Origin of the sequence: Streptomyces sp. NRRL S-31 (assembly GCF_000718775.1) — a bacterium.
Lineage (GTDB): Bacteria > Actinomycetota > Actinomycetes > Streptomycetales > Streptomycetaceae > Streptomyces.
Window position 1 is genome coordinate 1 of the sequence record NZ_JOCB01000121.1, and the last position, 22,779, is coordinate 22,779.

Genomic DNA, 22,779 nt, shown 5'->3' on the forward strand with positions numbered 1-22,779 from the left:
CCCCAGCCGCCCCCGCCCCCGCCGAACCAGCCCCCGAACCAGCCGCCGGGCCCGCCCCCGGGGCCCCCGCAGCCGCAGCCGCAGCCGGGCTACGGCTACCCCGCCGTCCCGCCGCAGCAGTCCCCGCAGCCCGGGTACGGCTACCCCGGCGCGCAGCAGAACCCGTACGCCCAGCAGCCGCCGGCGTACCACCCCGCGCAGCCTGCGCAGCCGGGCTACGGCGCCCAGCCGTACAACCCCTACACCCAGCCCACGCAGCCCATGCAGGGCGTGCAGCCGGGGTACGGCCATCCCGGCCAGGGGCAGCCGCCGACCGTGGTGACACCGCCCGGGCCGGTGTCGGGCGGTGGCGGACGGAACAACACCGCGCTGGTCATCGTCGTCGCGGCGGTCGTCGCCATCGCGCTGATCGTCGGCGGCGGCATCTGGTACGCCAAGTCCTCCGGCGGCGGCGAGCGGCACGAGACCGCCTCCTCCGACGGCGGCTCCGGCGCTTCCGGCGGCGCGTCCGGCGGCTCCGGGGGCACGACCGGCGGCGGCAAGGAGAAGGCGCCGTCCGACCCCGCCGCCAAGGTGCTCTTCCAGGTGCCGCTGCCCAGCACGCAGGACACGGTCGTCACCTCGGGCTCGTGGCTGACGGACACCGTGTACGCCAAGAGCGGCATCGCGGAGATCACCGGCTACGACCCGGCCGAGGGCACCAGGCTGTGGACGATCAAGCTGCCCGGCCCGGTCTGCGCGGCCAGTTCGCACGTCGACGAGGACGGCCGGACGGCGATCACCTTCCAGCCGAAGATGCCCGAGAAGGGCCGCTCCGCGGGGTGCAGCCAGATCGCGGCGATCGACCTAGGCGCGGGCAAGAAGCTGTGGACGAAGTCGGTCAAGTCCGGTGATGTCCCGATCACCTTCCAGAATGTGACGGTCGCTCAGCACACCGTCGCGGTCGGCAGCCTGGACGGCGGCGCCGCGTTCGACATCGAGTCCGGCAGGACGCTGTGGCAGCCGAAGCCGGACGACACCTGCTACGACGCCGGATACGGCGGCGGCACCCGGCTGGTCGCGGTGCGCAAGTGCGGCGCGTACGACAACCGGCAGCTGCACATCCAGACCGTCGACCCGAAGAGCGGCAAGGTGATCGCCGACTACAAGATGCCCTCCGGCGTCGAGTACGCCGCGCTCGTCTCCACCGACCCGCTGGTGGTCGCGGCGGACGTCGGCGACACCGCCGGCGACGGCAGCGGTGTCTCGGACTACTTCTCCGTCGACGGCGACACCGGCAAGCTGCTCGCCCGCATCCCGGCGCCCGGCGACACCTACGCGGGCCACTGCGACGGCATCTCCCGGATCGAGGGCTGCAAGCAGGTCGTGGCCGGCAACGGCCGGCTGTACCTGCCGACCGAGACGCACGACGGCTCGGGCAAGTACACCAGGACCAACGAGATCCTCGCCTTCGACCTCAGGACCGGCAAGGGCACCGGCCAGCGCGCCGAGGCCGGCGACGGCTACACCCTGTCCCCGCTGCGCATGGACGGCGGCAACCTGATCGCCTACAAGGCGCCGCCGTACGACAAGGGCGGCCAGGTCGTCAGCATCGACGGCGGTTCGTTCAAGTCCGTCGAACTGCTGGAGAACCCCGCCACCCGGGAGGTGCACGAGGGCGAGGTCGGTCTGCTGCCCGAGTACGCGGAGATCCTCTTCGGCAAGGGCCGCCTGTACATGTCGGCCGTCTACGCGCACAAGGCGTCGAGTGCGTCGTCCACCAAGGAGTACCTGGTGATGGCCTTCGGCACGGACGGCTGACCGGCCGCCGGAGCCCGCCCCGCCACTCGCCCGAACGAGTGACTTTCCGAGAAGTGCCCCGGAGTTCATCGATCCGGGGCACTTCTCGTCGGGAGGGGCAGCGCGACGTCGAACAAGCGTGTAGCTTCCGGGGGCATGAAGGGCGGGGGCGCCGCGGGGACTGGGGGATTGCTTCATGGGAGTGCGGCTCATGGTCGTCGACGACCACCGCCTGCTCGCGGAGGCGCTGGCGTCGGCGCTCAAGCTGCGCGGGCACCGGGTGGTCGCCGCGGCGGCACCGGCCGCGGGCGCGGCGGACCTGGTGATCGCGCGGGCGCCCGAGGTGTGCCTGCTGGGGACGGCGGCGCCGGCCGCGCCGGGAGCCTTCGACCCGGTGGTCAGGATCAAGCGGGAGCGCCCGCAGGTGGCCGTGGTGGTGCTGGGCCCGGTGCCGTCGCCGCGCGGGATCGCGGCGGCCTTCGCCGCGGGCGCGTCGGGGTACGTCCGGCACGACGAGCGGATCGAGGGGGTCGAACGGGCCCTGCTGAAGGCCCGGGCCGGGGAGGCGGCGGTGGCTCCGCAACTGCTCCAGGGTGCCTTCGGGGAACTGCTGAACCCGGCCGCGCAGCCCGACGACGAGGCGCAGCGGCTGCTGGAGATGCTGACGCCGCGCGAGGTGGAGGTGCTGGTCCGGGTGACCGACGGGGAGGACACGCGGCTGATCGCGGCGGGGATGGGCATCGCCCCGAGTACGGCCCGCACGCATGTGCAGCGGGTGCTGATGAAGCTGGGCGTCGGGTCGCGCCTGGAGGCGGCGGCGCTGGCGGCGCGCACGGGCCTGCTGGAGCGGGCGGGTTCCGCGCGCGGCTCCGGGCAGGCGCCGTCGCGTGAACGCCCTTGAAGGGGCGGGGTCTTCGAGGCGCGCGCTGCTGAGGGGCGGCGTCTCTCGGGGGCGCGGGACCGCGTGCGGCCCCGCGCCCCCGGGGGTCGGCGTACTGCCGCCGGACGGCCGCGCTACTCGGCCCCCTTCTCCTCGGGCAGCCCCTTGGGAGGCAGCGGCGGGGGAGTGGGCCGCAGCTTCAGCCAGGCCAGGAAGAAGACGCCCAGGAGCAGCATGCCGATCCCGGTCCAGAGGTTGATGTTGACGCCCTCGGCCTTGTCGATCGCGGCCTGGGAGTCGGTGATCCCGGTGATCGTCACGATGACGCCGTAGACCACGAAGAGGCCGCCGATGATGCGACGCAGGTCGAAGATGCGGGCCGCGGTGGCGGACTGGGACTCCAGCTCGGAGACCTCCCGCTGGAGGTCGTGCTCGGTGTAGTGCGGCCGGCGCGGCTGCTCGGGATGCTCGGTCATGGTTTCCTCGAATCCTTCCGCGTCAGAACGAGAACGGGATGTAGCAGGCGGCGGCCAGGACGACCGCGCCCCAGCCCAGCAGGGCCGGCTTGCGGTACCACGCGTCGTCGCCCGCGGCGGGCGGCTCGGACATGCCGGGGGAGCGGGTTCCGTAGACCAGGCCCTGGAGCTCCTCCACCGGCTTCGGCTTGGTGAACAGCGACACCACGACCATCACGACCGCGCCGGCGACGAAGCCCGCGATGGCCGAGACGAAGTTGGCGCCCTGGTCGGAGGGGATGGAGATGATGTCCTTCTTGTAGAGGACGAAGTAGTTGACCATGGCGGTGACGGTGCCGGCGAGCAGGCCCCAGAAGCCGGACTTGGCGGACGCGCGCTTCCAGAACATGCCGACGATGAAGACGACGAACATCGGCACGTTGAAGAAGGAGAACAGCGTCTGGAGGTAGCTCATGATGTTGGAGAACGAGGACGCCAGGAACGCCGTGCCGACGGAGGCGCAGACACCGATCGCGGTGATCAGGCGGCCGAACCGCACGTAGTAGGCGTCCTCGCGGCCGCGCACCACGTACTTCGCCCAGATGTCGTTGGTGAACACGGTGTTGAAGGACGACACGTTCGCCGCCATGCCCGCCATGAAGGCCGCCAGCAGACCGGTGACGGCGATGCCGAGCACGCCGTTGGGCAGCAGCTCCTGCATCAGGTAGGGGATGGCGTCGTTGTACTGGAGGCCGGAGCCGGAGGTGCCGATCTTCGGCACGAGCGCGGCGGCGACCAGGCCCGGGATCATCACCAGGAAGACGATGAAGATCTTCGGGAAGGCGGCGATCAGCGGGGTCCGCTGTCCGGCGGAGAGGTTCTTCGCGGACAGGGCGCGCTGCACCTCGGCGAAGTTGGTGGTCCAGTAGCCGAAGGAGAGCACGAAGCCGAGGCCGAGGACGATGGTGAGCCAGTTGGCGCCCAGCGGGTTGGCATGGCCGATGCCGGTGCCGCCCCAGGCCGAGGTGAAGTCGGCGCCGTGCTGCGCGGTGAGCTTGTCGGTCAGCCCGTTCCAGCCGCCGACCTTCTTCAGGCCCAGCACGGTGATCGGGATGAGGGCGGCGAGGATCACGAAGAACTGGAGCACCTCGTTGTAGATCGCCGAGGACAGGCCGCCCAGGGTGATGTACCCGAGCACGAAGGCGCCGGCGACCAGGATGGCGACCCACTTGGGCCAGCCGAGCAGGGCCTCGACGACGATCGCGAGGGCGTAGAGGTTGACGCCGGCGACCAGGATCGCGGCGAACGCGAACAGGCCCGAACTGAGCACGTGGGCGGCCCGGTCGAAGCGCAGCAGCAGGAACTCGGGGACCGAGCGGACCTTGCTGCCGTAGTAGAAGGGCATCATCACCAGGCCCAGGAAGACCATGGCGGGGATGGCGCCGATCCAGTACCAGTGGACGGTGTAGGCGCCGTACTGGGCGCTGTTCGCGGCCATGCCGAGGATCTCGGTGGCCGCCAGGTTCGCCGAGATGAAGGCGAGGCCGGTGATCCAGGCGGGCAGCGAGCGTCCGGAGAGGAAGAAGTCGAGGCTGGTCTTGACCGAACGGCGGGCGGCGAAGCCGATGCCGAGCACGACGACGAAGTAGATCGCCAGGATCGTGTAGTCCAGCCAGTTGGTGGGGAGCCGTAGCTCCGCCGCCAGGGTGACGGGGGCGTGTAGGGGGGTGTGCATGAAGAACTCGCTTCGTTGCGCGAACTGATCAGAGCGGAACCTACGCCTCGATGTTCAGTTATTGAACAGTTCCCATGGTGATCTTTGTTCGATTGTGATGATCCGAGGTGTTGTCGAGTTGTGGTCTGTTATGTTTGGTTGTGTTGAGTCATTGGGATGCGGGACGTAGAGGAGCCCGGCGTGAAGAAGACCTCGACCCGGCTGGCCGACGGTCGTGAGCTGATCTACTACGACCTCCGGGACGACACCGTGCGGGACGCGGCCGACCGCCGTCCCCTGGAGCCGACGGTCACCACCTCCGAGATCCGCCGCGACCCGCTGCTCGGGGACGGCGTCGCCATCGCCTCGCACCGCCAGGGCCGCACCTACCACCCGCCGGCCGACGAGTGCCCGCTGTGCCCCACGCGCGGCGACCGGCTCAGCGAGATCCCGGACTCCTCCTACGACGTCGCCGTCTTCGAGAACCGGTTCCCCTCCCTCGCCGGCGACTCCGGCCGCTGCGAGGTCGTCTGCTTCACCTCCGACCACGACGCCTCCTTCGCCGACCTCCGCCCGGAGCAGGCACGCCTGGTGCTGGACGCGTGGACGGACCGCACCTCGGAACTGTCCCGCCTGCCCGCCGTGGAGCAGGTGTTCTGCTTCGAGAACCGCGGCGCCGAGATCGGCGTGACCCTGGGCCACCCGCACGGGCAGATCTACGCCTACCCCTTCACCACCCCGCGCACCGCGCTGATGCTGCGCTCGCTCGCCGCCCACCGGGAGGCGACCGGCGGCGAGAACCTGTTCGACGCCGTCCTGGCGCGGGAGCTCGCCGGTGAGCGGGTCGTCCTTGAGGGTGAACACTGGGTGGCCTTCGTGCCGTACGCGGCGCACTGGCCGTACGAGGTCCACCTCTACCCCAGGCGCCGCGTGCCCGACCTGCTCGGGCTGGACGAGGCGGCGCGCACAGAATTCCCCCAGGTCTATCTGGAACTCTTGAGGCGCTTCGACCGGATCTTCGGCGAGGGTGAGCCGCCGACGCCGTACATCGCGGCCTGGCACCAGGCCCCGTTCCGGGCGCCGGCGGAGTTCGACGGCGTGGCACGCGACGACTTCGCGCTCCACCTCGAGCTTTTCACCATCCGCCGCACTTCCGGCAAGCTGAAGTTTCTCGCGGGTTCCGAGTCCGGCATGAACGTGTTCATCAACGACGTGCCGCCGGAGCGCGCGGCCGAGCGACTGCGAGAGGTAGCGAGTTCATGAAGTACCTGGTGACGGGTGGCGCGGGATACGTCGGCAGTGTCGTGGCCCAGCATCTGCTGGAGGCCGGCCACGAGGTCACCGTCCTGGACAACCTCTCCACCGGCTTCCGCGCGGGCGTGCCCGCCGGTGCCGCCTTCGTCGAGGGCGACATCCGCGACGCCGCCAAGTGGCTCGACCCGTCCTTCGACGGCGTGCTGCACTTCGCGGCGTTCTCGCAGGTCGGCGAGTCGGTGGTGAAGCCGGAGAAGTACTGGGAGAACAACGTCGGCGGCACGATGGCCCTGCTCTCCGCGATGCGCGAGGCCGGCGTCCGCAAGCTGGTCTTCTCCTCCACGGCGGCCACCTACGGCGAGCCGGAGCAGGTCCCGATCCCGGAGACCGCCCCGACCAGGCCCACCAGCCCCTACGGCGCCTCCAAGCTCGCCGTGGACCACATGATCAGCGGGGAGGCCGCCGCCCACGGCCTGGCCGCGGTGTCGCTGCGCTACTTCAACGTGGCCGGCGCCTACGGCGCCCAGGGCGAGCGGCACGACCCCGAGTCGCACCTGATCCCCCTGGTCCTCCAGGTCGCCCAGGGCCGGCGGGACGCCGTCTCCGTCTTCGGCGACGACTACCCGACCCCCGACGGCACCTGCGTCCGCGACTACATCCACGTGGCCGACCTGGCCGAGGCCCACCTGCTGGCCGTGGCGGCCGCGCGGCCGGGCGAGCACCTGATCTGCAACCTCGGCAACGGCAACGGCTTCTCCGTCCGGGAGGTCATCGAGACCGTCCGCGAGGTCACCGGGCACCCGATCCCCGAGGTGGCGGCCCCGCGCCGGGGCGGCGACCCGGCGGTGCTGGTCGCCTCCGCCGACACGGCCCGCGAGAAGCTGGGCTGGAACCCGTCCCGCGCGGACCTCGCGGGCATCGTCGCGGACGCGTGGGAGTTCGCGCAGAGCATCACGAAGGAGCACTAGTGGGGGCACAGCGGGTCGCGGAGCGCTTCGCCGAGCTGTACGGGACGGAGCCCGAGGGCGTCTGGGCGGCACCGGGCCGGGTCAACCTGATCGGCGAACACACCGACTACAACGACGGCTTCGTCATGCCGTTCGCGCTGCCGCACCAGACGGTCGCGGCGGTCTCCCGCCGTACGGACGGCGTCCTGCGCCTGCACTCGGCGGACGTCGGCGACGGCATCGCGGAACTGCGGCTGGACGACCTCGCGCCGCAGACCGACCGGGAGTGGACGGCGTACCCGGCGGGCGTGGTCTGGGCGCTGCGCGAGGCGGGCCACGAGATCACCGGCGCGGACGTCCACCTGTCCTCCACCGTCCCCACCGGCGCGGGCCTGTCCTCCTCCGCCGCGCTGGAGGTCGTCATCGCGCTCGCCCTGAGCGACCTGTACGGCCTGGAACTGGCGCGCTGGAAGCTGGCCCGGCTGTGCCAGCGCGCCGAGAACGTCTACGTCGGCGCCCCGACCGGCATCATGGACCAGACGGCGTCGGCCTGCTGCGAGCAGGGCCATGCGCTCTTCCTGGACACCCGTGACCTGTCCCAGCAGCAGATCCCCTTCGACCTCGCGGCCCGGGGCCTCGGCCTGCTGGTCGTGGACACCCGGGTCAAGCACGCCCACAGCGGCGGCGAGTACGGCAAGCGCCGGGCCGGCTGCGAGAAGGGCGCGGCCCTGCTCGGCGTCGACGCCCTGCGGGACATCCCGTACGACGGCCTGGACGAGGCACTCGCCCGCCTGGGCGACGAGGAGGAGGTCGTCCGCCTGGTCCGGCACGTGGTGACGGAGGACGCGCGGGTGGAACGCACCGTCGCCCTGCTGCGCGCGGGCGACCCCCGCGCCATCGGCCCGGTCCTGACCGAGGGCCATGCCTCGCTGCGCGACGACTTCCGCGTCTCCTGCCCCGAGCTGGACCTGGTGGTCGACACCGCCCTGGCGGCCGGCGCGCTCGGCGCCCGGATGACCGGCGGCGGCTTCGGCGGCTCGGCGATCGTCCTGACGGAGGCGGCGGAGGCCGGCACCCTCACGAAGGCGATCGAAGCGGCCTTCGCGGCGGCGGACTTCACCGCCCCGCGGGTGTTCGAGGCGGTGCCGTCGGCGGGCGCCCGCCGCCTGCGCTGATCCGGTCCCCGGCGCACCGGGGACCGGGCACCACCGGGGCCGGGGCTCAGCCCAGCCGCTTCGCCAGGAGGAACTCCGTGAGCCCCGGCGGGTAGTCGGGGACCACGCCCACCACCTCGTAGCCCTGCTTGCGGTAGAAGCCGGGGGCCTGGAAGTCCCAGGTCTCCAGGCGGGACGCCGTGCAGGCGCGGTCGGCGGCGGCGATCCGCTCGGCCTCGGCCAGCAGGCGCGAGCCGAGACCCGTGCCGCGGTGGGCGGCGTCCACCCAGAGGTAGGTGACGTGCAGCCAGGTGGTCCAGGTGTGGCCGACCAGACCGCCCGCCAGGTCGCCGGCGGCGTCCAGCGCCCACACGTGGAGCGGCACTTCGTGCTCGCCGGGCGTGCCGCGCAGGGCCGCCAGCACCGGGGACGCCGCCGTGTTGGTGTCCCGCAGCCGCGAGCGGAGCAGATCACGTCGGCCTCTGTCGACTTCCGCCTCAATACGAAACATGCGGCACACCATAAACGCGCCGGACGGCCAGTTGTGCAAATCTCCTTCCGCTCCGTGCTCCCATCCGTACTCTGTGGAGCAGCACCGGTGGGGGCCGGTGCCCAGGGGGCGAGACGGGCGGGCAAGGCTGCCCGCGGTCGGGGCAGCGGTCTCCGCGACGGCGGCCGTGCGGCGCGCGCCCTCGTCCGCAGGTGCCGTACCCGCGCCGGTCGTCGTTCTCCACACCTTTTCCGGGCCATTCCGGACCGGTCCGCTCCGGAGCTTTCCGGACCTTGGCATCCCCTGCTCCACGCGGAGCCTGGGGAAGGGGGTTTCGTGGTTCGTATCCGCGTCCTGGTCGTCGACGACCACCGCATCTTCGCCGAGTCGCTCGCCGCCGCCCTGGCCGCCGAGCCCGACGTCGACGTCTCCGCCGCCGGCAGCGGCCCGGCCGCGCTGCGCTGTCTGGAGCGGGCGGCCGGCGAGGGCCGCCGCTACGACGTGCTGCTGGTCGACGCCGACCTCGGCGGCAGCGTGCCCGGGGCCCGCCCGGCCGTACCGGTGCGCGAGGGCGACGAGGAGGGCATGGTCGACGGGATCTCGCTGGTCGCCGGGGTCCGTGCCGCGCAGCCCGCCGTGCGCACCGTCGTCCTCGCAGGGAGGGACGACCCGCGCCGCGCGGCCCTCGCCCTCCAGGCCGGCGCCTCCGGCTGGGTCGCCAAGGACTGTTCGCTGTCCCGGCTGCTGACGGTGGTACGGGGCGTGCTGCGCGAGGAGACGCATCTGCCGCCGGCGCTGCTCACCGGGGTGCTGAAGGAGCTGACGGCCGCCCGCCGGCACCGCACCGAGAGCGAGCGGCTGGTGGAGTCCCTCACCCCCCGGGAGCGGGAGGTGCTGCGCTGCATGGTCGCCGGGCTCGGCCGCAAGGCCGTCGCCGAGCGGCTGTTCCTCTCCCCGCACACCGTGCGCACCCACATGCAGAACGTCCTCGGCAAGCTGGGCGTCCACTCCACCCTGGCCGCCGTGGCGCTCGCCCGGCGGGCGGGCGTGGGACCGGCCGACCTATCCGGGAATGTTGTCGAACGGGGCGGTCAACTGGCGTAGTAGACCGGCCAGTTCGGCGCGTTGGGCGCGGGACAGCTCGGCGAGGATGGCGCGTTCCTGCTCCAGCAGACCCGCCAGCGCTTGGTCCGCGCGGTCCCGGCCCTCCCCGGTCAGCCGGACCAGCACACCCCGCCGGTCGCTCGGGTCGGGCAGCCGCTCCACCAGGCCCTTCTTCGCCAGCCGGTCGATGCGGTTGGTCATCGTGCCCGAGGTGACCAGGGTCTGCGTGAGCAGCTGGCCGGGGGAGAGCTGATACGGCGTGCCCGCGCGCCGCAGCGCGGTCAGCACGTCGAACTCCCAGGGCTCCAGCTGGTGCTCGGAGAAGGCGAGCCGGCGGGCGCGGTCCAGGTGCCGGGCGAGTCGACTCACCCGGCTGAGCACTTCCAGCGGCTCCACATCGAGGTCCGGGCGCTCCCGGCGCCACGCTGCGACCAGCCGATCGACCTCGTCCTCCATGGAGATCAGTGTAGTGGTTGTGTCGACATGAAGTCTCTTGATGTCGATTATCTTGACGTCGAGACTTATGGTGGTGAGAGTGGACGGCATGACGACGCCCACCTGGGACCCCGCCCAGTACCTCCGCCACGCCGGTCACCGGGCCCGCCCCTTCGCCGACCTCCTCGCCCGCCTCCCCGAGCCGCCCGGCGACCGGCCCCGCATCGCCGACCTCGGCTGCGGCCCCGGCAACGCCACCGCCCTGCTCGCCGAACGCTGGCCCACCGCCCGCATCACCGGCTACGACAACTCGCCCGCGATGCTCGACAAGGCCCACACCGACCACGAGGGCCCCACGGCCGGCGGCGGCCGGCTGGACTTCGCCCACGCCGACCTGAACACCTGGACACCCCGGGAGCCGTACGACCTGATCGTCTCCAACGCCACCCTCCAATGGGTGCCGGGCCACGCCGACCGGTTCGCCGACTGGATCGCCGCCCTGGCGCCCGGCGGCACCTTCGCCTTCCAGGTCCCCGACAACATCGACGCCCCGCTGCACGCCCTGATGCGCGAGCTGGCCGCCACCCCCCGCTGGCAGGGCCGCCTCGCCGGCGTGCTGCGCCGCCCGGACACCGTGGCCGAACCCGGCGCCTACCTGGACCGCCTCGCCCGCCTCGGCTGCGCGACGGACGTGTGGCAGACGACGTACTTCCACGTCCTCGCCGGCGAGGACCCGGTGCTCGACTGGGTGAAGGGCACCGGCCTGCGCCCCGCCCTGACCGTGCTCGCCGACGACCCCGAGGCACGCGAGGCGTTCCTGACCGAGTACCGGGACCTGCTGCGGGAGGCCTACCCGAGCGCGCCGTACGGCACGGTGCTGCCCTTCCGCCGCCTCTTCGCCATCGCCCGCACCGGCCACTGACTCAGGGGGTGCGGCCCGGGTGGGTGGCCTCGCACCACCGCTTCAGCTCTTCCGGTGACCGATCAGCCGCGGCTTCTGCTCCAGCCCGTCCAGGCCGTGCCACGCCAGGTTCACCAGGTGTGCCGCAACCTCCGCCTTCTTCGGGCGGCGCACGTCCAGCCACCACTGGCCGGTCAGCGCCACCATGCCGACCAGCGCCTGCGCGTAGAGCGGGGCGAGCTTCGGGTCGAAGCCCCGCGACTTGAACTCACGGCCCAGGATGTCCTCCACCTGGGTGGCGATGTCCGAGATCAGCGAGGCGAAGGAGCCCGTGGACTGCGGAATCGGCGAGTCCCGGACCAGGATGCGGAAACCGTCCGTGTACTCCTCGATGTAGTCGAGCAGCGCGAAGGCGGCCTGCTCGCACAGCTCGCGGGGGTGGCCGGCGGTCAGGGAACCGGTGACCATGTCCAGCAGACGGCGCATCTCCCGGTCCACCACCACCGCGTACAGCCCCTCCTTGCCGCCGAAGTGCTCGTACACCACCGGCTTGGACACCCCGGCCTTCGCCGCGATCTCCTCCACCGACGTGCCCTCGAAGCCCTTGGCCGCGAAGAGGGTGCGACCGATCTCCAGCAGCTGCTGGCGGCGCTCGGCACCGGTCATACGGGTCCGGCGGGTCCGCCGCTGCTTGTCATTGCCTGAAGTGCTGCTGGAGTCGGTCGCCACGGCGTCAATCATGCCGCCTCGGCCGTCTCCCCCCGGCGCCGGGCGCCGCCTCCCCGGGTGTCCCGTCGCGAATCGATACGCGAGCGTGACGGCCAGCGCACGTCGTACGCCCAGCCCAGCAGCTCGAACCAGCGGATGAACCGGGCCGACGAGTCCAGCTGCCCGCGCATCACCCCGTGCCGCGCCGAGGTCGGGTCGGCGTGGTGCAGGTTGTGCCAGGACTCACCGCAGGACAGGATCGCCAGCCACCACACGTTGCCCGAACGGTCCCGCGACTTGAACGGCCGCTTGCCCACCGCGTGACAGATCGAGTTGATCGACCACGTCACATGGTGCAGCAGCGCCACTCGTACGAGTGAACCCCAGAAGAACGCGGTGCACGCGCCCCACCAGGACATCGTCACCAGACCGCCGATCAGCGGCGGCAGCGCCAGCGAGACGGCCGTCCAGAGCACGAACTGGCGGGAGACCGCCCGGATCGCCCCGTCCTTGATCAGATCCGGGGCGTACTTCTCCTGCGGGGTCTGCTCCTCGTCGAACATCCAGCCGATGTGCGCCCACCACAGGCCCTTCATCAGCGCCGGAACCGTCTCGCCGAACCGCCACGGAGAGTGCGGATCGCCCTCCGCGTCGGAGAACCTGTGGTGTCGGCGGTGATCGGCCACCCAGCGCACCAGGGGGCCCTCGACCGCCATCGACCCCATGATCGCCAACGCGATCCGCAGGGGCCGCTTCGCCTTGAACGAACCATGGGTGAAGTACCGGTGGAAACCGATCGTGATGCCGTGGCACCCCAGGAAGTAGAAGAACACCAGCAGGCCCAGATCGAGCCAGCTCACCCCCCAGCCCCAGGCCAGCGGCACCGCCGCCACCAGTGCCAGGAACGGCACGGTGATGAAGAGCAGCAGCGTGATCTGCTCGATCGAGCGCTTCTGCTCACCGCCCAGCGTGGCGGAGGGAAGAGCCGTGTCGTCGGCCGTACGGGCTTCGTCGATCACATCGGAACTTGAGGTCATGCGCGTCCCCTGTGGGGTCGGTGGTCGAGGCGGATGCCGGGTACCCGGGACCGTGCGGGAGTCTGCGGCGCTTCCCTACGGTTCCGTAACCTACGGCGACGTAAGTATGGCAGCGTGTCGCGCGGCGGCAAGAGCCCCAGAGCCTGCGCGTCCACATCGCCACCTATCCTTGGACTCGGTCGGACAGCGCGGTCCGCTGAAGTTTCCTTCCCGGACGCTCCGGCCCGTATGCGGCACCCCGCCGCGCGGCAGCCGCCCGGGTTCCCCTCCAGCCGAGCTTCAACACTGCAAGGAGCCGCACCTGTGAGCAGTGCCGACGACCAGACCACCACGACCAGCACAGAGCTGCGCGCCGACATCCGCCGGCTGGGTGATCTCCTGGGGGAGACCCTCGTCCGGCAGGAGGGCCCCGAACTCCTCGACCTCGTCGAGAAGGTGCGCCGCCTCACCCGCGAGGACGGCGAAGCCGCCGCCGAGCTGCTGCGCGGCACCGAACTGGAGACCGCCGCCAAGCTCGTCCGCGCCTTCTCCACCTACTTCCACCTGGCCAACATCACCGAACAGGTGCACCGCGGCCGCGAACTGCGCGCCCGGCGCGCCGCCGAGGGCGGCCTGCTCTCCCGGACCGCCGACCGGCTCAAGGACGCCGACCCCGAGCACCTGCGGCAGTCCGTCCGGCACCTCAACGTCCGCCCCGTCTTCACCGCCCACCCCACCGAGGCCGCCCGCCGCTCCGTCCTCAACAAGCTCCGGCGCATCGCCGCGCTCCTGGACACCCCGGTCATCGAATCCGACCGCCGCCGCCACGACATCCGCCTCGCCGAGAACATCGACCTCGTCTGGCAGACCGACGAACTGCGCGTCGTCCGCCCCGAACCCGCCGACGAGGCCCGCAACGCCATCTACTACCTCGACGAGCTGCACGCCGACGCCGTCGGCGACGTCCTGGAGGACCTCACCGCCGAACTCGAGCGCGTCGGCGTCAAGCTCCCCGACGACACCCGCCCGCTCACCTTCGGCACCTGGATCGGCGGCGACCGCGACGGCAACCCCAACGTCACCCCCCAGGTCACCTGGGACGTCCTCATCCTCCAGCACGAACACGGCATCAACGACGCCCTGGAGGTCATCGACGAGCTGCGCGGCCTGCTCTCCAACTCCATCCGCTACACCGGAGCCACCGAGGAACTGCTGGACTCCCTCAAGGCCGACCTGGAACTGCTCCCCGAGATCAGCCCCCGCTACAAGCGCCTCAACGCCGAGGAGCCCTACCGGCTCAAGGCCACCTGCGTCCGGCAGAAGCTGGAGAACACCAAGCAGCGCCTCGCCAAGGGCACCCCCCACGAGGAGGGCCGCGACTACCTCGGCACCGGCCAGCTGCTCGACGACCTCCGGCTCATCCAGGCGTCCCTGCGCGAACACCGCGGCGGACTCTTCGCCGACGGCCGCCTCGCCCGCACCATCCGCACCCTCGCCGCCTTCGGCCTCCAGCTCGCCACCATGGACGTCCGCGAACACGCCGACGCCCACCACCACGCCCTCGGCCAGCTCTTCGACCGGCTCGGCGAGGAGTCCTGGCGCTACGCCGACATGCCCCGCGACTACCGGGCCAAGCTCCTCGCCAAGGAACTCAGGTCCAGGCGGCCGCTTGCCCCCACCCCCGCCCCCGTCGACGCGGCCGGACAGAAGACCCTCGGCGTCTTCCAGACCGTCCGCAGGGCCCTGGAGGTCTTCGGCCCCGAGGTCATCGAGTCCTACATCATCTCCATGTGCCAGGGCGCCGACGACGTCTTCGCCGCCACCGTCCTCGCCCGCGAGGCCGGCCTCCTCGACCTGCACGCCGGCTGGGCGAAGATCGGCATCGTCCCGCTGCTGGAGACCACCGACGAGCTGAAGGCCGCCGACACCATCCTGGAGGACATGCTCTCCGACCCGTCCTACCGGCGCCTGGTCGCGCTGCGCGGCGACGTCCAGGAGGTCATGCTCGGCTACTCCGACTCCTCCAAGTTCGGCGGCATCACCACCAGCCAGTGGGAGATCCACCGCGCCCAGCGCCGGCTGCGCGACGTCGCCCACCGCTACGGCGTCCGGCTCCGCCTCTTCCACGGCCGCGGCGGTACCGTCGGCCGCGGCGGCGGCCCCTCGCACGACGCCATCCTCGCCCAGCCCTGGGGCACCCTGGAGGGCGAGATCAAGGTCACCGAGCAGGGCGAGGTCATCTCCGACAAGTACCTCATCCCGTCGCTGGCCCGGGAGAACCTGGAACTGACGGTCGCCGCCACCCTCCAGGCCTCCGCCCTGCACACCGCGCCCCGCCAGTCCCACGAGGCCCTCGCCCGCTGGGACGCCGCCATGGACGTCGTCTCCGACGCCGCCCACGACGCCTACCGCCGCCTGGTCGAGGACCCCGACCTCCCGGCCTACTTCTTCGCCTCCACCCCCGTCGACCAGCTCGCCGACCTGCACCTGGGCTCCCGCCCCTCCCGCCGCCCCGACTCCGGCGCCGGCCTCGACGGCCTGCGCGCCATCCCGTGGGTGTTCGGCTGGACCCAGTCCCGGCAGATCGTGCCCGGCTGGTTCGGCGTCGGCTCCGGCCTGAAGGCCCTGCGCGAGGCCGGCCTGGACACCGTGCTCGACGAGATGCACCAGCAGTGGCACTTCTTCCGCAACTTCGTCTCCAACGTCGAGATGACCCTCGCCAAGACGGACCTGCGGATCGCCCAGCACTACGTCGACACCCTCGTCCCCGACGACCTCAAGCACGTCTTCGACACCATCAAGGCCGAACACGAGCTGACCGTCCGCGAGGTCCTGCGGATCACCGGCGAGACCGAACTCCTCGACGCCCAGCCCGTCCTCAAGCAGACGTTCGCCATCCGCGACGCCTACCTGGACCCGATCTCCTACCTCCAGGTCACCCTGCTCAAGCGGCAGCGTGACGCCGCCGCCGCGGCCGCCGAACCCGACCCGCTGCTCGCCCGCGCCCTGCTCCTCACCGTCAACGGCGTGGCCGCCGGCCTGCGCAACACCGGCTGAACCGGCCCGGCACACAGGTGCCCCCGGGGTCGTACGACCCCGGGGGCACCCCCGTCTCCGGCCACCGCGACGTCCCTCGGATATCGCGGGGCTCCTCGGCTACCGCGACGCTCTCCGGCTACTGCGACGCCAGGAACGCCGCCGTCAGCAGCCCGGCCCCGGCCAGCCCCAGCACCCACGCCGGCCGCACCAGCCGCATCCCGCCCGCGACCACCACCGACGCCAGCAGCAGCGCCCCGCCCAGCGGCACCCAGGCCAGCAGGACGCCCGCCGGACCGGAGCGCACCGCGTCCCCGCCGCCGGGCTTCAGCACCACGTCGTACGTCGCCCCCGTACGCACCGCGACGGACTTCTCGATCTCCACGCGCGCACGGGCCCGCGCCCCCGCCGAAGCGGGCGTGAACGGGCCGCCGCACACATCCCCCGCGCACTCCGTCACCCGGACCGTGCCCCGCTCACGCCCCTTGGTCAGCATCGCGTGCTGCGCGGTCCCCCAGGAACCCCACACCCCGGCGACGACGATCAGTGCGGCGAGGGCACCCATCACCGCGACCCGCCCGAACCGCAACGCGGAGACGGACGCCTGACGAGCGGTACTGGCTGAGGCAGGCATGGCCGGGATCATTGGCCATTCCCCTACGACCGGTCAACTCCGGTGGGCGTCCTGGACCGACAAGTCAGGAGTTGTACGCGCTCTGCGCCCGCTCCAGCCCCTCCGCCACCAGACACTCCACCGCGTCCGCCGCACGGTCCACGAAGTAGTCCAGCTCCTTGCGCTCGGCCGACGAGAAATCCTTCAGCACGAAGTCGGCCACCTGCATCCGCCCCGGCGGCCGGCCGATCCCGAACCGCACCCGGTGGTAGTCCGGCCCCATCGCCTTCGTCATCGACTTCAGGCCGTTGTGGCCGTTGTCCCCGCCGCCCAGCTTCAGCCGCAGGGTGCCGTAGTCGATGTCCAGCTCGTCATGGACCGCCACGACGTTCGCCGGCGGCACCTTGTAGAAGTCCTTCAGCGCGTTCACCGGACCGCCGGACAGGTTCATGTACGACATCGGCTTCGCCAGGATCACCCGGCGGCTCGCCGGTCCGGCCGGGCCGATCCGCCCCTCCAGCACCTGCGCCTGCGCCTTGCCCGCCCGCTTGAACTTCCCCCCGATCCGCTCCGCGAGCAGGTCGGCCACCATGAAACCGACGTTGTGCCGGTTCATCGCGTACTCCGGCCCGGGATTGCCGAGCCCGACGATCAGCCAGGGGGCGCTGGCGGGAGTGGTCACGTCCATCTCTCCTCTTATACGCGCCGGCCGCTGCCCCCGGAGGGAACAGCGGCCGGCGAGACGACGACTACGAGGCTCAGGCCTCCGCGGTCTCCGCACCCTCGGCGGTCTCGCCCTCGGTCTCCTCGGCCTGGGCCTGGAGCACCTGGATGACGACCGCGTCCGCGTCCACGGCCAGCGACACGCCGTTCGGCAGGGCGATGTCCTTGGCGTGGATCGAGGCACCGGCCTCCAGACCCTCCACGGAGACGGTCACGGCCTCCGGGATGTGCGTGGCCTCGGCCTCGACCGGCAGCGCGGCCAGGACGTGCTCCAGCAGGTTGCCACCCGGGGCCAGCTCGCCCTCGGTGTGCACCGGGATCTCGACCGTGACCTTCTCGCCACGCTTGACGAGCAGCAGGTCGACGTGCTCCAGGAAGCCCTTCAGCGGGTCACGCTGCACGGACTTCGGGATCGCCAGCTCGTTGGTCTTGCCGTCGATGTCCAGGGAGATCAGGACGTTCGGCGTACGCAGCGCCAGCAGCAGCTCGTGACCCGGCAGGGTCAGGTGCACCGGCTCGGTGCCGTGGCCGTACAGGACGACCGGCACCTTGTTCTCACGGCGGATACGACGCGCCGCACCCTTGCCGAACTCGTTGCGGGACTCGGCGGCGAGCTTCACCTCGGACATATTGATCACTCCTCGTAGATCTCGGAACGGACGTGGTCACCCGGCCACGAACGGCCTGCTACGAAGAGCGCGTCGATAACGGACCGCCGTACACACGGGTACGGCCTCCCTCGCCGAGCAACTCGGACAGTGTACTCGGGCGGGGAGGCCGTACCCAAAAGGATCTTCCGCTACCCCCGCGCACGGAGGTGCGGAAACCTCACTGCTCGTCGAAGAGGCTGGTCACAGACCCGTCCTCGAACACCTCACGCACCGCGCTCGCGATCGTCGGAGCGATCGACAGCACCGTCATCTTGTCCAGGTCACGACCCAGCTCCGCCGGCGTCGGCAGCGTGTTGGTGAACACGAACTCGCTCACCCGCGAGTTCTTCAGCCGGTCCGCGGCCGGACCGGAGAGCACACCGTGCGTGGCGGTCACGATGACGTCCTCCGCACCGTGCGCGAACAGCGCGTCCGCCGCGGAGCAGATCGTCCCACCCGTGTCGATCATGTCGTCGACCAGGACGCACACCCGGCCCTTGACCTCGCCCACGACCTCGTGGACCGTCACCTGGTTCGCCACGTCCTTGTCACGCCGCTTGTGCACGATCGCCAGCGGCGCGCCGAGCCGGTCGCACCACCGGTCCGCCACCCGCACCCGGCCCGCGTCCGGCGACACGACCGTCAGCTTGTCCCGGTCCACCTTCTCGCCCACGTAGTCCGCCAGCAGCGGCAGCGCGAACAGGTGGTCCACCGGACCGTCGAAGAAGCCCTGGATCTGGTCCGTGTGCAGATCCACGGTCAGGATGCGGTCCGCACCCGCCGTCTTCATCAGGTCGGCGATCAGACGCGCCGAGATCGGTTCACGACCCCGGTGCTTCTTGTCCTGCCGCGCGTAACCGTAGAACGGCACGATCACCGTGATGGAGCGCGCCGACGCGCGCTTCAACGCGTCGATCATGATCAACTGCTCCATGATCCACTTGTTGATCGGAGCCGTGTGGCTCTGGATCAGGAAGCAGTCCGCACCGCGAGCCGACTCCTGGTAGCGGACATAGATCTCACCGTTCGCGAAGTCGAAGGCCTTCGTCGGGACGACCCCGATACCCAGCTGCTGGGCGACCTCCTCGGCAAGCTCGGGGTGGGCGCGGCCGGAGAAGAACATCATCTTCTTCTCGCCGGTCGTCTTGAACCCGGTCACAGCACAGTCTCCTCAGAGGTTGTCTCAGCCAGCCGGCTGCTCGGCGACCTCCCGACAAGGCATGAGAGGCCGTATCAGCTGGTATGGGTGCGGGTGCACGTGTGCGGATGTGCACTTATCACGGTACGCCGTGTTTGGCGCACCTGTTTCCGGTCAGTCCTCGTTCCGGCCCTGTCGGGACGCCGCCTCGGCCGCCTTCGCCGCCGCGCTGCCCGGACGCTTGCGAGCCACCCAACCCTCGATATTCCGCTGCTGGCCACGGGCCACGGCCAGCGAACCGGGCGGCACGTCCTTCGTGATCACGGACCCCGCGGCAGTGTAGGCGCCGTCCCCGACCGTGACAGGAGCCACAAACATGTTGTCCGAACCGGTCCGGCAATGCGACCCGATGGTGGTGTGATGCTTGTCCTGACCGTCGTAGTTGACGAACACGCTCGCCGCACCGATGTTCGAATGATCACCGATCGTCGCGTCCCCCACGTACGACAGGTGCGGCACCTTCGTGCCCTCCCCGATCGAGGCGTTCTTCGTCTCGACGTACGTCCCGATCTTGCCCTTCGCACCGAGCCGCGTCCCCGGCCGCAGATACGCGTACGGCCCCACGGACGCCCCGGCACCGACCGTGGCCCCGTCCGACACCGTGTTGTCCACCCGCGCCCCCGCGCCCACCCGGGTGTCCTTCAGCCGGCTGTTCGGACCCACCTCCGCGCCCTCACCGAGCCGCGTCGCACCGGTCAGCAGCGTGTTCGGGTGCACGATGACGTCCCGCTCGAAGGCGACCGTCACATCCACCCAGGTCGTCGCCGGGTCCACCACGGTCACGCCGTCCAGCATCGCCCGCGTCAGCAGCCGGTCGTTCAGGGTCCGCCGGGCCTCCGCGAGCTGCACCCGGTTGTTGATCCCGGCGATCTCCCGGTGGTCCGCCGCGACGGACGCCCCCACCCGGTGCCCGGCCTCCCGCAGGATCCCCAGCACGTCCGTGAGGTACTCCTCACCCTGGCTGTTGTCCGTCCGCACCTTCTTCAGCGCGTCCGCCAGCAACTGCCCGTCGAACGCGAACACACCGCTGTTGATCTCCCGGATCGCCCGCTGGGCCTCCGTCGCGTCCTTGTGCTCCACGATCGCCGTCACCGCGCCCGACGCCTCGTCCCGCACGATCCGGCCGTAACCGGTCGCGTCCGGCACCTCGGCGGTCAGCACGGTCACCGCGTTGCCCTCCGACTCGTGCGTCCCGGCCAGCTCCGCGAGGGTGCCGGCGGTCAGCAGGGGGGTGTCGCCGCAGACCACCACGACGGTCCCCGCCACGGCCCCGCCCAGCTCCTCAAGACCCATGCGCACAGCGTGCCCGGTGCCGTTCTGCTCCGCCTGCACGGCGGTCCGGCAGCCCGGGTCGATCTCGGCGAGATGGGCACTGACCTGCTCACGGGCATGGCCCACGACCACGACCAGGTTCTGCGGAACCAACTCACGGGCGGCGGCCAGCACATGGCCCACGAGGGAACGGCCGCAGATCTCGTGCAGGACCTTCGGTGTGGCCGACTTCATACGGGTGCCCTCACCCGCTGCGAGAACGACGACGGCTGCCGGGCGGATGGCGCTCACGGAGTTGCCCTTCGGCTGTGGGTGTGTGGGGGTGACAGCCGCAGGATACCGGGGGGAGTTGCGGGGGATATGGGTGCGGGCCCTGACGGTGGTGTCCGGGCCCGCGATGCGTGCGGCTCCCCTGCCAGGACTCGAACCTGGAACAAATCATCCAAAGTGACCCGTGTTGCCAATTACACCACAGGGGAGTGTGTAACGTCCTCAAGCGGACATTTCACCGGTCCGTTGAGGTCGCGGCACCTACTATGCCGCACCACCAGCCTTCGATGCGACGGTACAAGTCGGCACCCTTCAAGACTTTGATCATCAGACAGCCGCGGTAGGTGTCTCCGGTGTTCTTGCGGACCGTGCGGGGATTGTGCTTCTTGAGCGTCGTCTTGTAGAACGCCGAGGCGTCGGCACCGACCAGACCGGCCCAGTAGCGCTCGGCTCCGCGCACGTCGGCGTTCTCGTGGATCATCAGGCCGAACCGCAGGCGCTCGCGCTCCACTTGGAGCAGGTCGAGCCAGGCCAGGAAGACCGTGATCATCGCCGGGTCGCTGTTGACGAAGACGACGTTCTCCCGGCGGTCGTACGGCTTGTCCTTGCTGCCCTCGGCCCAGTAGAGGCCCACGCCCACCAGGAACAGTTCGCGCGGCGACAGCTCGCCGATCGAGCGTCTGGCGTCCTCCTTCGCCCGCCGCCGCTCCTCGTCCCGGACGCGCAGCCTCTCCTCCCAGCCCTTGCGGGCGATCGCCGCCGCCTGGCCGGGGGTGCGCCGGCGCTCGGGCTTCGGCAGGTCCCGCACCCAGAGCGAGACGGAGCTGCGCGAGCACCCCAGCTCCGCCTGGATCCGGTCGTACGTCCAGCCCCGGAGCCGCAGCTCCCGTGCCCTCGCCCGCAGGTCGTCCCTGGCGTTCGGGCGTTTCGTCCACTCCGGGGGCGGCTCGCCCTTCACCAGGCGGTGGAGGAGGTCGTTGTTGGAGACCTTCAGCGCGTCGCGGATCTGCCGCAGGCTGTGGCCGGCCCGCCGGAGTGTCACCGCGCGCTGTCGAAGGTTCTCGAAATCGGCGTATTTGTCACTGGAATGTGCCATGTGCATACCGTCCGGCCGGAATGGAAGGTTCCGGAGTCGAACGGAGGAGGTTCACCAGTTCGAGGGACAGTGTGCGGGGCCGCGGCCGTACGGTCACGGAGTGTGGTGTGTGGAGGTCGGTGAAACTCACCGGAAAAGCCGCACCCGTCGCCCGTAGGCTGGACACATGACCACGACGGGGGAAGACGGCACCAGGGCCCTGACCGGCCCTTGGTGGTGGGCGAGGTGGCGCAGCGCGATGCTCGACGGGGGCCTCGCCCTGCTGTCCGCCGTGGAGTGCGCGGCGGAGGGCGTTCCGTTCGCCCGGGATGCCGGAATCCCGGCGTCCGCGGGGCTGGTGTTCGGGCTGGCCGCCGGTTCGGTGCTGCTGGTGCGCCGGAAGTGGCCGATCGCGGTGGTGCTGGTGGCGATCGCGATCACGCCCGCCGAGATGGGCTTCCTGATGGGGGTCGTCGGCCTGTACACGCTGGCGGCGGCCGAGCTGCCGCGGCGGGTCATCGGGGCGCTGTCGGGGATGTCGCTGCTGGGTACGGCGGTGGTGACGTTCGTGCGGGTGCGTCAGGACATGGCGCGCGGGGATCTGACGCTGGGTGACTGGTTCGTGCCGTTCGCGGCGGCGACGACGGCGTTGGGGCTGACGGCTCCGCCGGTGCTGCTGGGGTTGTACGTGGGGGCGCGGCGGCGGTTGATGGAGAGCCTGCGGGAGCGGGCGGACTCGTTGGAGCGGGAGCTCCAGTTGCTCGCCGAGCGGGCGGAGGAGCGGGCTCAGTGGGCGCGTAACGAGGAGCGGACGCGGATCGCCCGGGAGATGCACGACGTGGTCGCGCACCGGGTGAGCCTGATGGTGGTGCACGCGGCGGCGTTGCAGGCGGTGGCGCGCAAGGACCCGGAGAAGGCGGTGCGCAACGCGGCGCTGGTGGGGGACATGGGGCGGCAGGCGCTGACGGAGCTGCGGGAGATGCTGGGGGTGCTGCGGGCCGGGGAGGGCACGGGCCGGCGTGCGGCGGTGCTGCCGTTGGCGGCGGTGGGCGAGGCGGCCGCGGCGGCGGCGTCGCGGGTGGCGGTCGTGGAGCCGGGGGCGGCG

At 71.2% G+C, this 22,779-nt stretch carries 21 protein-coding genes and 1 tRNA gene; 9 read left to right on the forward strand and 13 right to left on the reverse strand.

What is annotated here, in order from left to right; genetic code table 11:
* Both IF37_RS0133905 and IF37_RS0133910 read left to right on the forward strand, forming a co-directional pair.
* The coding region (locus tag IF37_RS0133905; RefSeq protein ID WP_030751735.1) for a PQQ-binding-like beta-propeller repeat protein at positions 1-1,800 on the forward strand (1,800 nt) is incomplete at its 5' end.
* A gap of 175 nt (positions 1,801-1,975) precedes the next feature.
* Complete coding sequence (locus IF37_RS0133910; protein ID WP_079166015.1) at positions 1,976-2,680, forward strand: LuxR C-terminal-related transcriptional regulator; 705 nt, start codon at positions 1,976-1,978, stop codon at positions 2,678-2,680.
* 113 nt (positions 2,681-2,793) lie between these two features.
* Here the strand turns inward: IF37_RS0133910 and IF37_RS0133915 are convergent, their stop codons facing one another.
* Together IF37_RS0133915 and IF37_RS0133920 are read right to left on the reverse strand one after the other, a co-directional pair.
* Complete coding sequence (locus tag IF37_RS0133915; RefSeq protein WP_030751741.1) at positions 2,794-3,135, reverse strand: hypothetical protein; 342 nt, start codon at positions 3,133-3,135, stop codon at positions 2,794-2,796.
* Positions 3,136-3,157: 22 nt separating this feature from the next.
* Positions 3,158-4,849 carry a sodium:solute symporter family protein gene (locus tag IF37_RS0133920; protein ID WP_030751744.1) on the reverse strand — a complete coding sequence of 564 codons (1,692 nt, stop codon included), beginning with the start codon at positions 4,847-4,849 and terminating at the stop codon, positions 3,158-3,160.
* Positions 4,850-5,029: 180 nt separating this feature from the next.
* Here IF37_RS0133920 and galT point away from each other — a divergent pair, with 180 nt between their 5' ends.
* From galT to galK, 3 genes are read left to right on the forward strand one after another with little or no spacing between them, the layout of a single operon-like run.
* A complete protein-coding gene (gene galT, locus IF37_RS0133925; protein WP_030751746.1) occupies positions 5,030-6,091 on the forward strand; it encodes a galactose-1-phosphate uridylyltransferase in 1,062 nt (353 codons plus the stop codon).
* Positions 6,088-7,050 (forward strand): UDP-glucose 4-epimerase GalE, encoded by a 963-nt coding sequence (gene galE / locus IF37_RS0133930; RefSeq protein WP_030751748.1) that lies wholly within the window; start codon positions 6,088-6,090, stop codon positions 7,048-7,050. The genes galT and galE overlap by 4 nt, the downstream gene beginning before the upstream one ends.
* A complete protein-coding gene (gene galK, locus IF37_RS0133935) occupies positions 7,050-8,204 on the forward strand; it encodes a galactokinase (RefSeq protein WP_030751752.1) in 1,155 nt (384 codons plus the stop codon). The genes galE and galK overlap by 1 nt, the downstream gene beginning before the upstream one ends.
* A gap of 46 nt (positions 8,205-8,250) precedes the next feature.
* Here galK and IF37_RS0133940 read toward each other — a convergent pair whose 3' ends face one another.
* Complete coding sequence (locus IF37_RS0133940) at positions 8,251-8,706, reverse strand: N-acetyltransferase (protein ID WP_030751755.1); 456 nt, start codon at positions 8,704-8,706, stop codon at positions 8,251-8,253.
* A 303-nt stretch (positions 8,707-9,009) separates the two neighbouring features.
* On the opposite strand from IF37_RS0133940, the gene IF37_RS0133945 reads away from it, so the two are divergent.
* A complete protein-coding gene (locus IF37_RS0133945; RefSeq protein WP_030751758.1) occupies positions 9,010-9,777 on the forward strand; it encodes a response regulator transcription factor in 768 nt (255 codons plus the stop codon).
* Here IF37_RS0133945 and tamR read toward each other — a convergent pair.
* Complete coding sequence (gene tamR / locus IF37_RS0133950; RefSeq protein ID WP_030751761.1) at positions 9,736-10,233, reverse strand: MarR family transcriptional regulator TamR; 498 nt, start codon at positions 10,231-10,233, stop codon at positions 9,736-9,738. The genes IF37_RS0133945 and tamR overlap by 42 nt on opposite strands.
* A gap of 88 nt (positions 10,234-10,321) precedes the next feature.
* On the opposite strand from tamR, the gene IF37_RS0133955 reads away from it, so the two are divergent.
* A complete protein-coding gene (locus tag IF37_RS0133955) occupies positions 10,322-11,134 on the forward strand; it encodes a trans-aconitate 2-methyltransferase (RefSeq protein WP_030751763.1) in 813 nt (270 codons plus the stop codon).
* A 42-nt stretch (positions 11,135-11,176) separates the two neighbouring features.
* Here IF37_RS0133955 and IF37_RS0133960 read toward each other — a convergent pair whose 3' ends face one another.
* Both IF37_RS0133960 and IF37_RS0133965 read right to left on the reverse strand, forming a co-directional pair.
* On the reverse strand, positions 11,177-11,854 hold the full coding sequence (locus IF37_RS0133960) for a TetR/AcrR family transcriptional regulator (protein ID WP_030751766.1): 678 nt from the start codon (positions 11,852-11,854) through the stop codon (positions 11,177-11,179).
* Positions 11,851-12,858, reverse strand: coding sequence for a fatty acid desaturase (locus tag IF37_RS0133965; protein ID WP_030751769.1), 1,008 nt, complete (start codon positions 12,856-12,858; stop codon positions 11,851-11,853). Before IF37_RS0133965 ends, IF37_RS0133960 begins: the two co-directional genes overlap by 4 nt.
* A 303-nt stretch (positions 12,859-13,161) precedes the next feature.
* Here IF37_RS0133965 and ppc point away from each other — a divergent pair, with 303 nt between their 5' ends.
* Positions 13,162-15,894: a phosphoenolpyruvate carboxylase gene (gene ppc / locus IF37_RS0133970; RefSeq protein WP_030751772.1), complete on the forward strand. Its 2,733-nt coding sequence runs from the start codon at positions 13,162-13,164 to the stop codon at positions 15,892-15,894.
* 118 nt (positions 15,895-16,012) lie between these two features.
* Here ppc and IF37_RS0133975 read toward each other — a convergent pair whose 3' ends face one another.
* From IF37_RS0133975 to IF37_RS0134005, 7 genes are all read right to left on the reverse strand, one after another.
* A complete protein-coding gene (locus tag IF37_RS0133975) occupies positions 16,013-16,519 on the reverse strand; it encodes a hypothetical protein (RefSeq protein ID WP_173457076.1) in 507 nt (168 codons plus the stop codon).
* A gap of 52 nt (positions 16,520-16,571) precedes the next feature.
* On the reverse strand, positions 16,572-17,174 hold the full coding sequence (gene pth / locus IF37_RS0133980) for an aminoacyl-tRNA hydrolase (protein WP_030751778.1): 603 nt from the start codon (positions 17,172-17,174) through the stop codon (positions 16,572-16,574).
* A 70-nt stretch (positions 17,175-17,244) separates the two neighbouring features.
* Positions 17,245-17,838, reverse strand: coding sequence for a 50S ribosomal protein L25/general stress protein Ctc (locus IF37_RS0133985; RefSeq protein WP_030751781.1), 594 nt, complete (start codon positions 17,836-17,838; stop codon positions 17,245-17,247).
* Positions 17,839-18,037: 199 nt separating this feature from the next.
* Positions 18,038-19,018 carry a ribose-phosphate diphosphokinase gene (locus tag IF37_RS0133990; protein ID WP_030751784.1) on the reverse strand — a complete coding sequence of 327 codons (981 nt, stop codon included), beginning with the start codon at positions 19,016-19,018 and terminating at the stop codon, positions 18,038-18,040.
* A 153-nt stretch (positions 19,019-19,171) separates the two neighbouring features.
* Positions 19,172-20,620: a bifunctional UDP-N-acetylglucosamine diphosphorylase/glucosamine-1-phosphate N-acetyltransferase GlmU gene (gene glmU, locus IF37_RS0133995; protein WP_079166016.1), complete on the reverse strand. Its 1,449-nt coding sequence runs from the start codon at positions 20,618-20,620 to the stop codon at positions 19,172-19,174.
* A 116-nt stretch (positions 20,621-20,736) separates the two neighbouring features.
* Positions 20,737-20,808: transfer RNA gene (locus IF37_RS0134000), tRNA-Gln, on the reverse strand.
* 26 nt (positions 20,809-20,834) lie between these two features.
* Positions 20,835-21,695, reverse strand: coding sequence for a helix-turn-helix domain-containing protein (locus IF37_RS0134005; RefSeq protein WP_030751791.1), 861 nt, complete (start codon positions 21,693-21,695; stop codon positions 20,835-20,837).
* A 166-nt stretch (positions 21,696-21,861) separates the two neighbouring features.
* Here IF37_RS0134005 and IF37_RS0134010 point away from each other — a divergent pair.
* Positions 21,862-22,779, forward strand: a 918-nt coding sequence (locus tag IF37_RS0134010) for a sensor histidine kinase (protein WP_030751794.1), incomplete at its 3' end; no start/stop codon positions are given.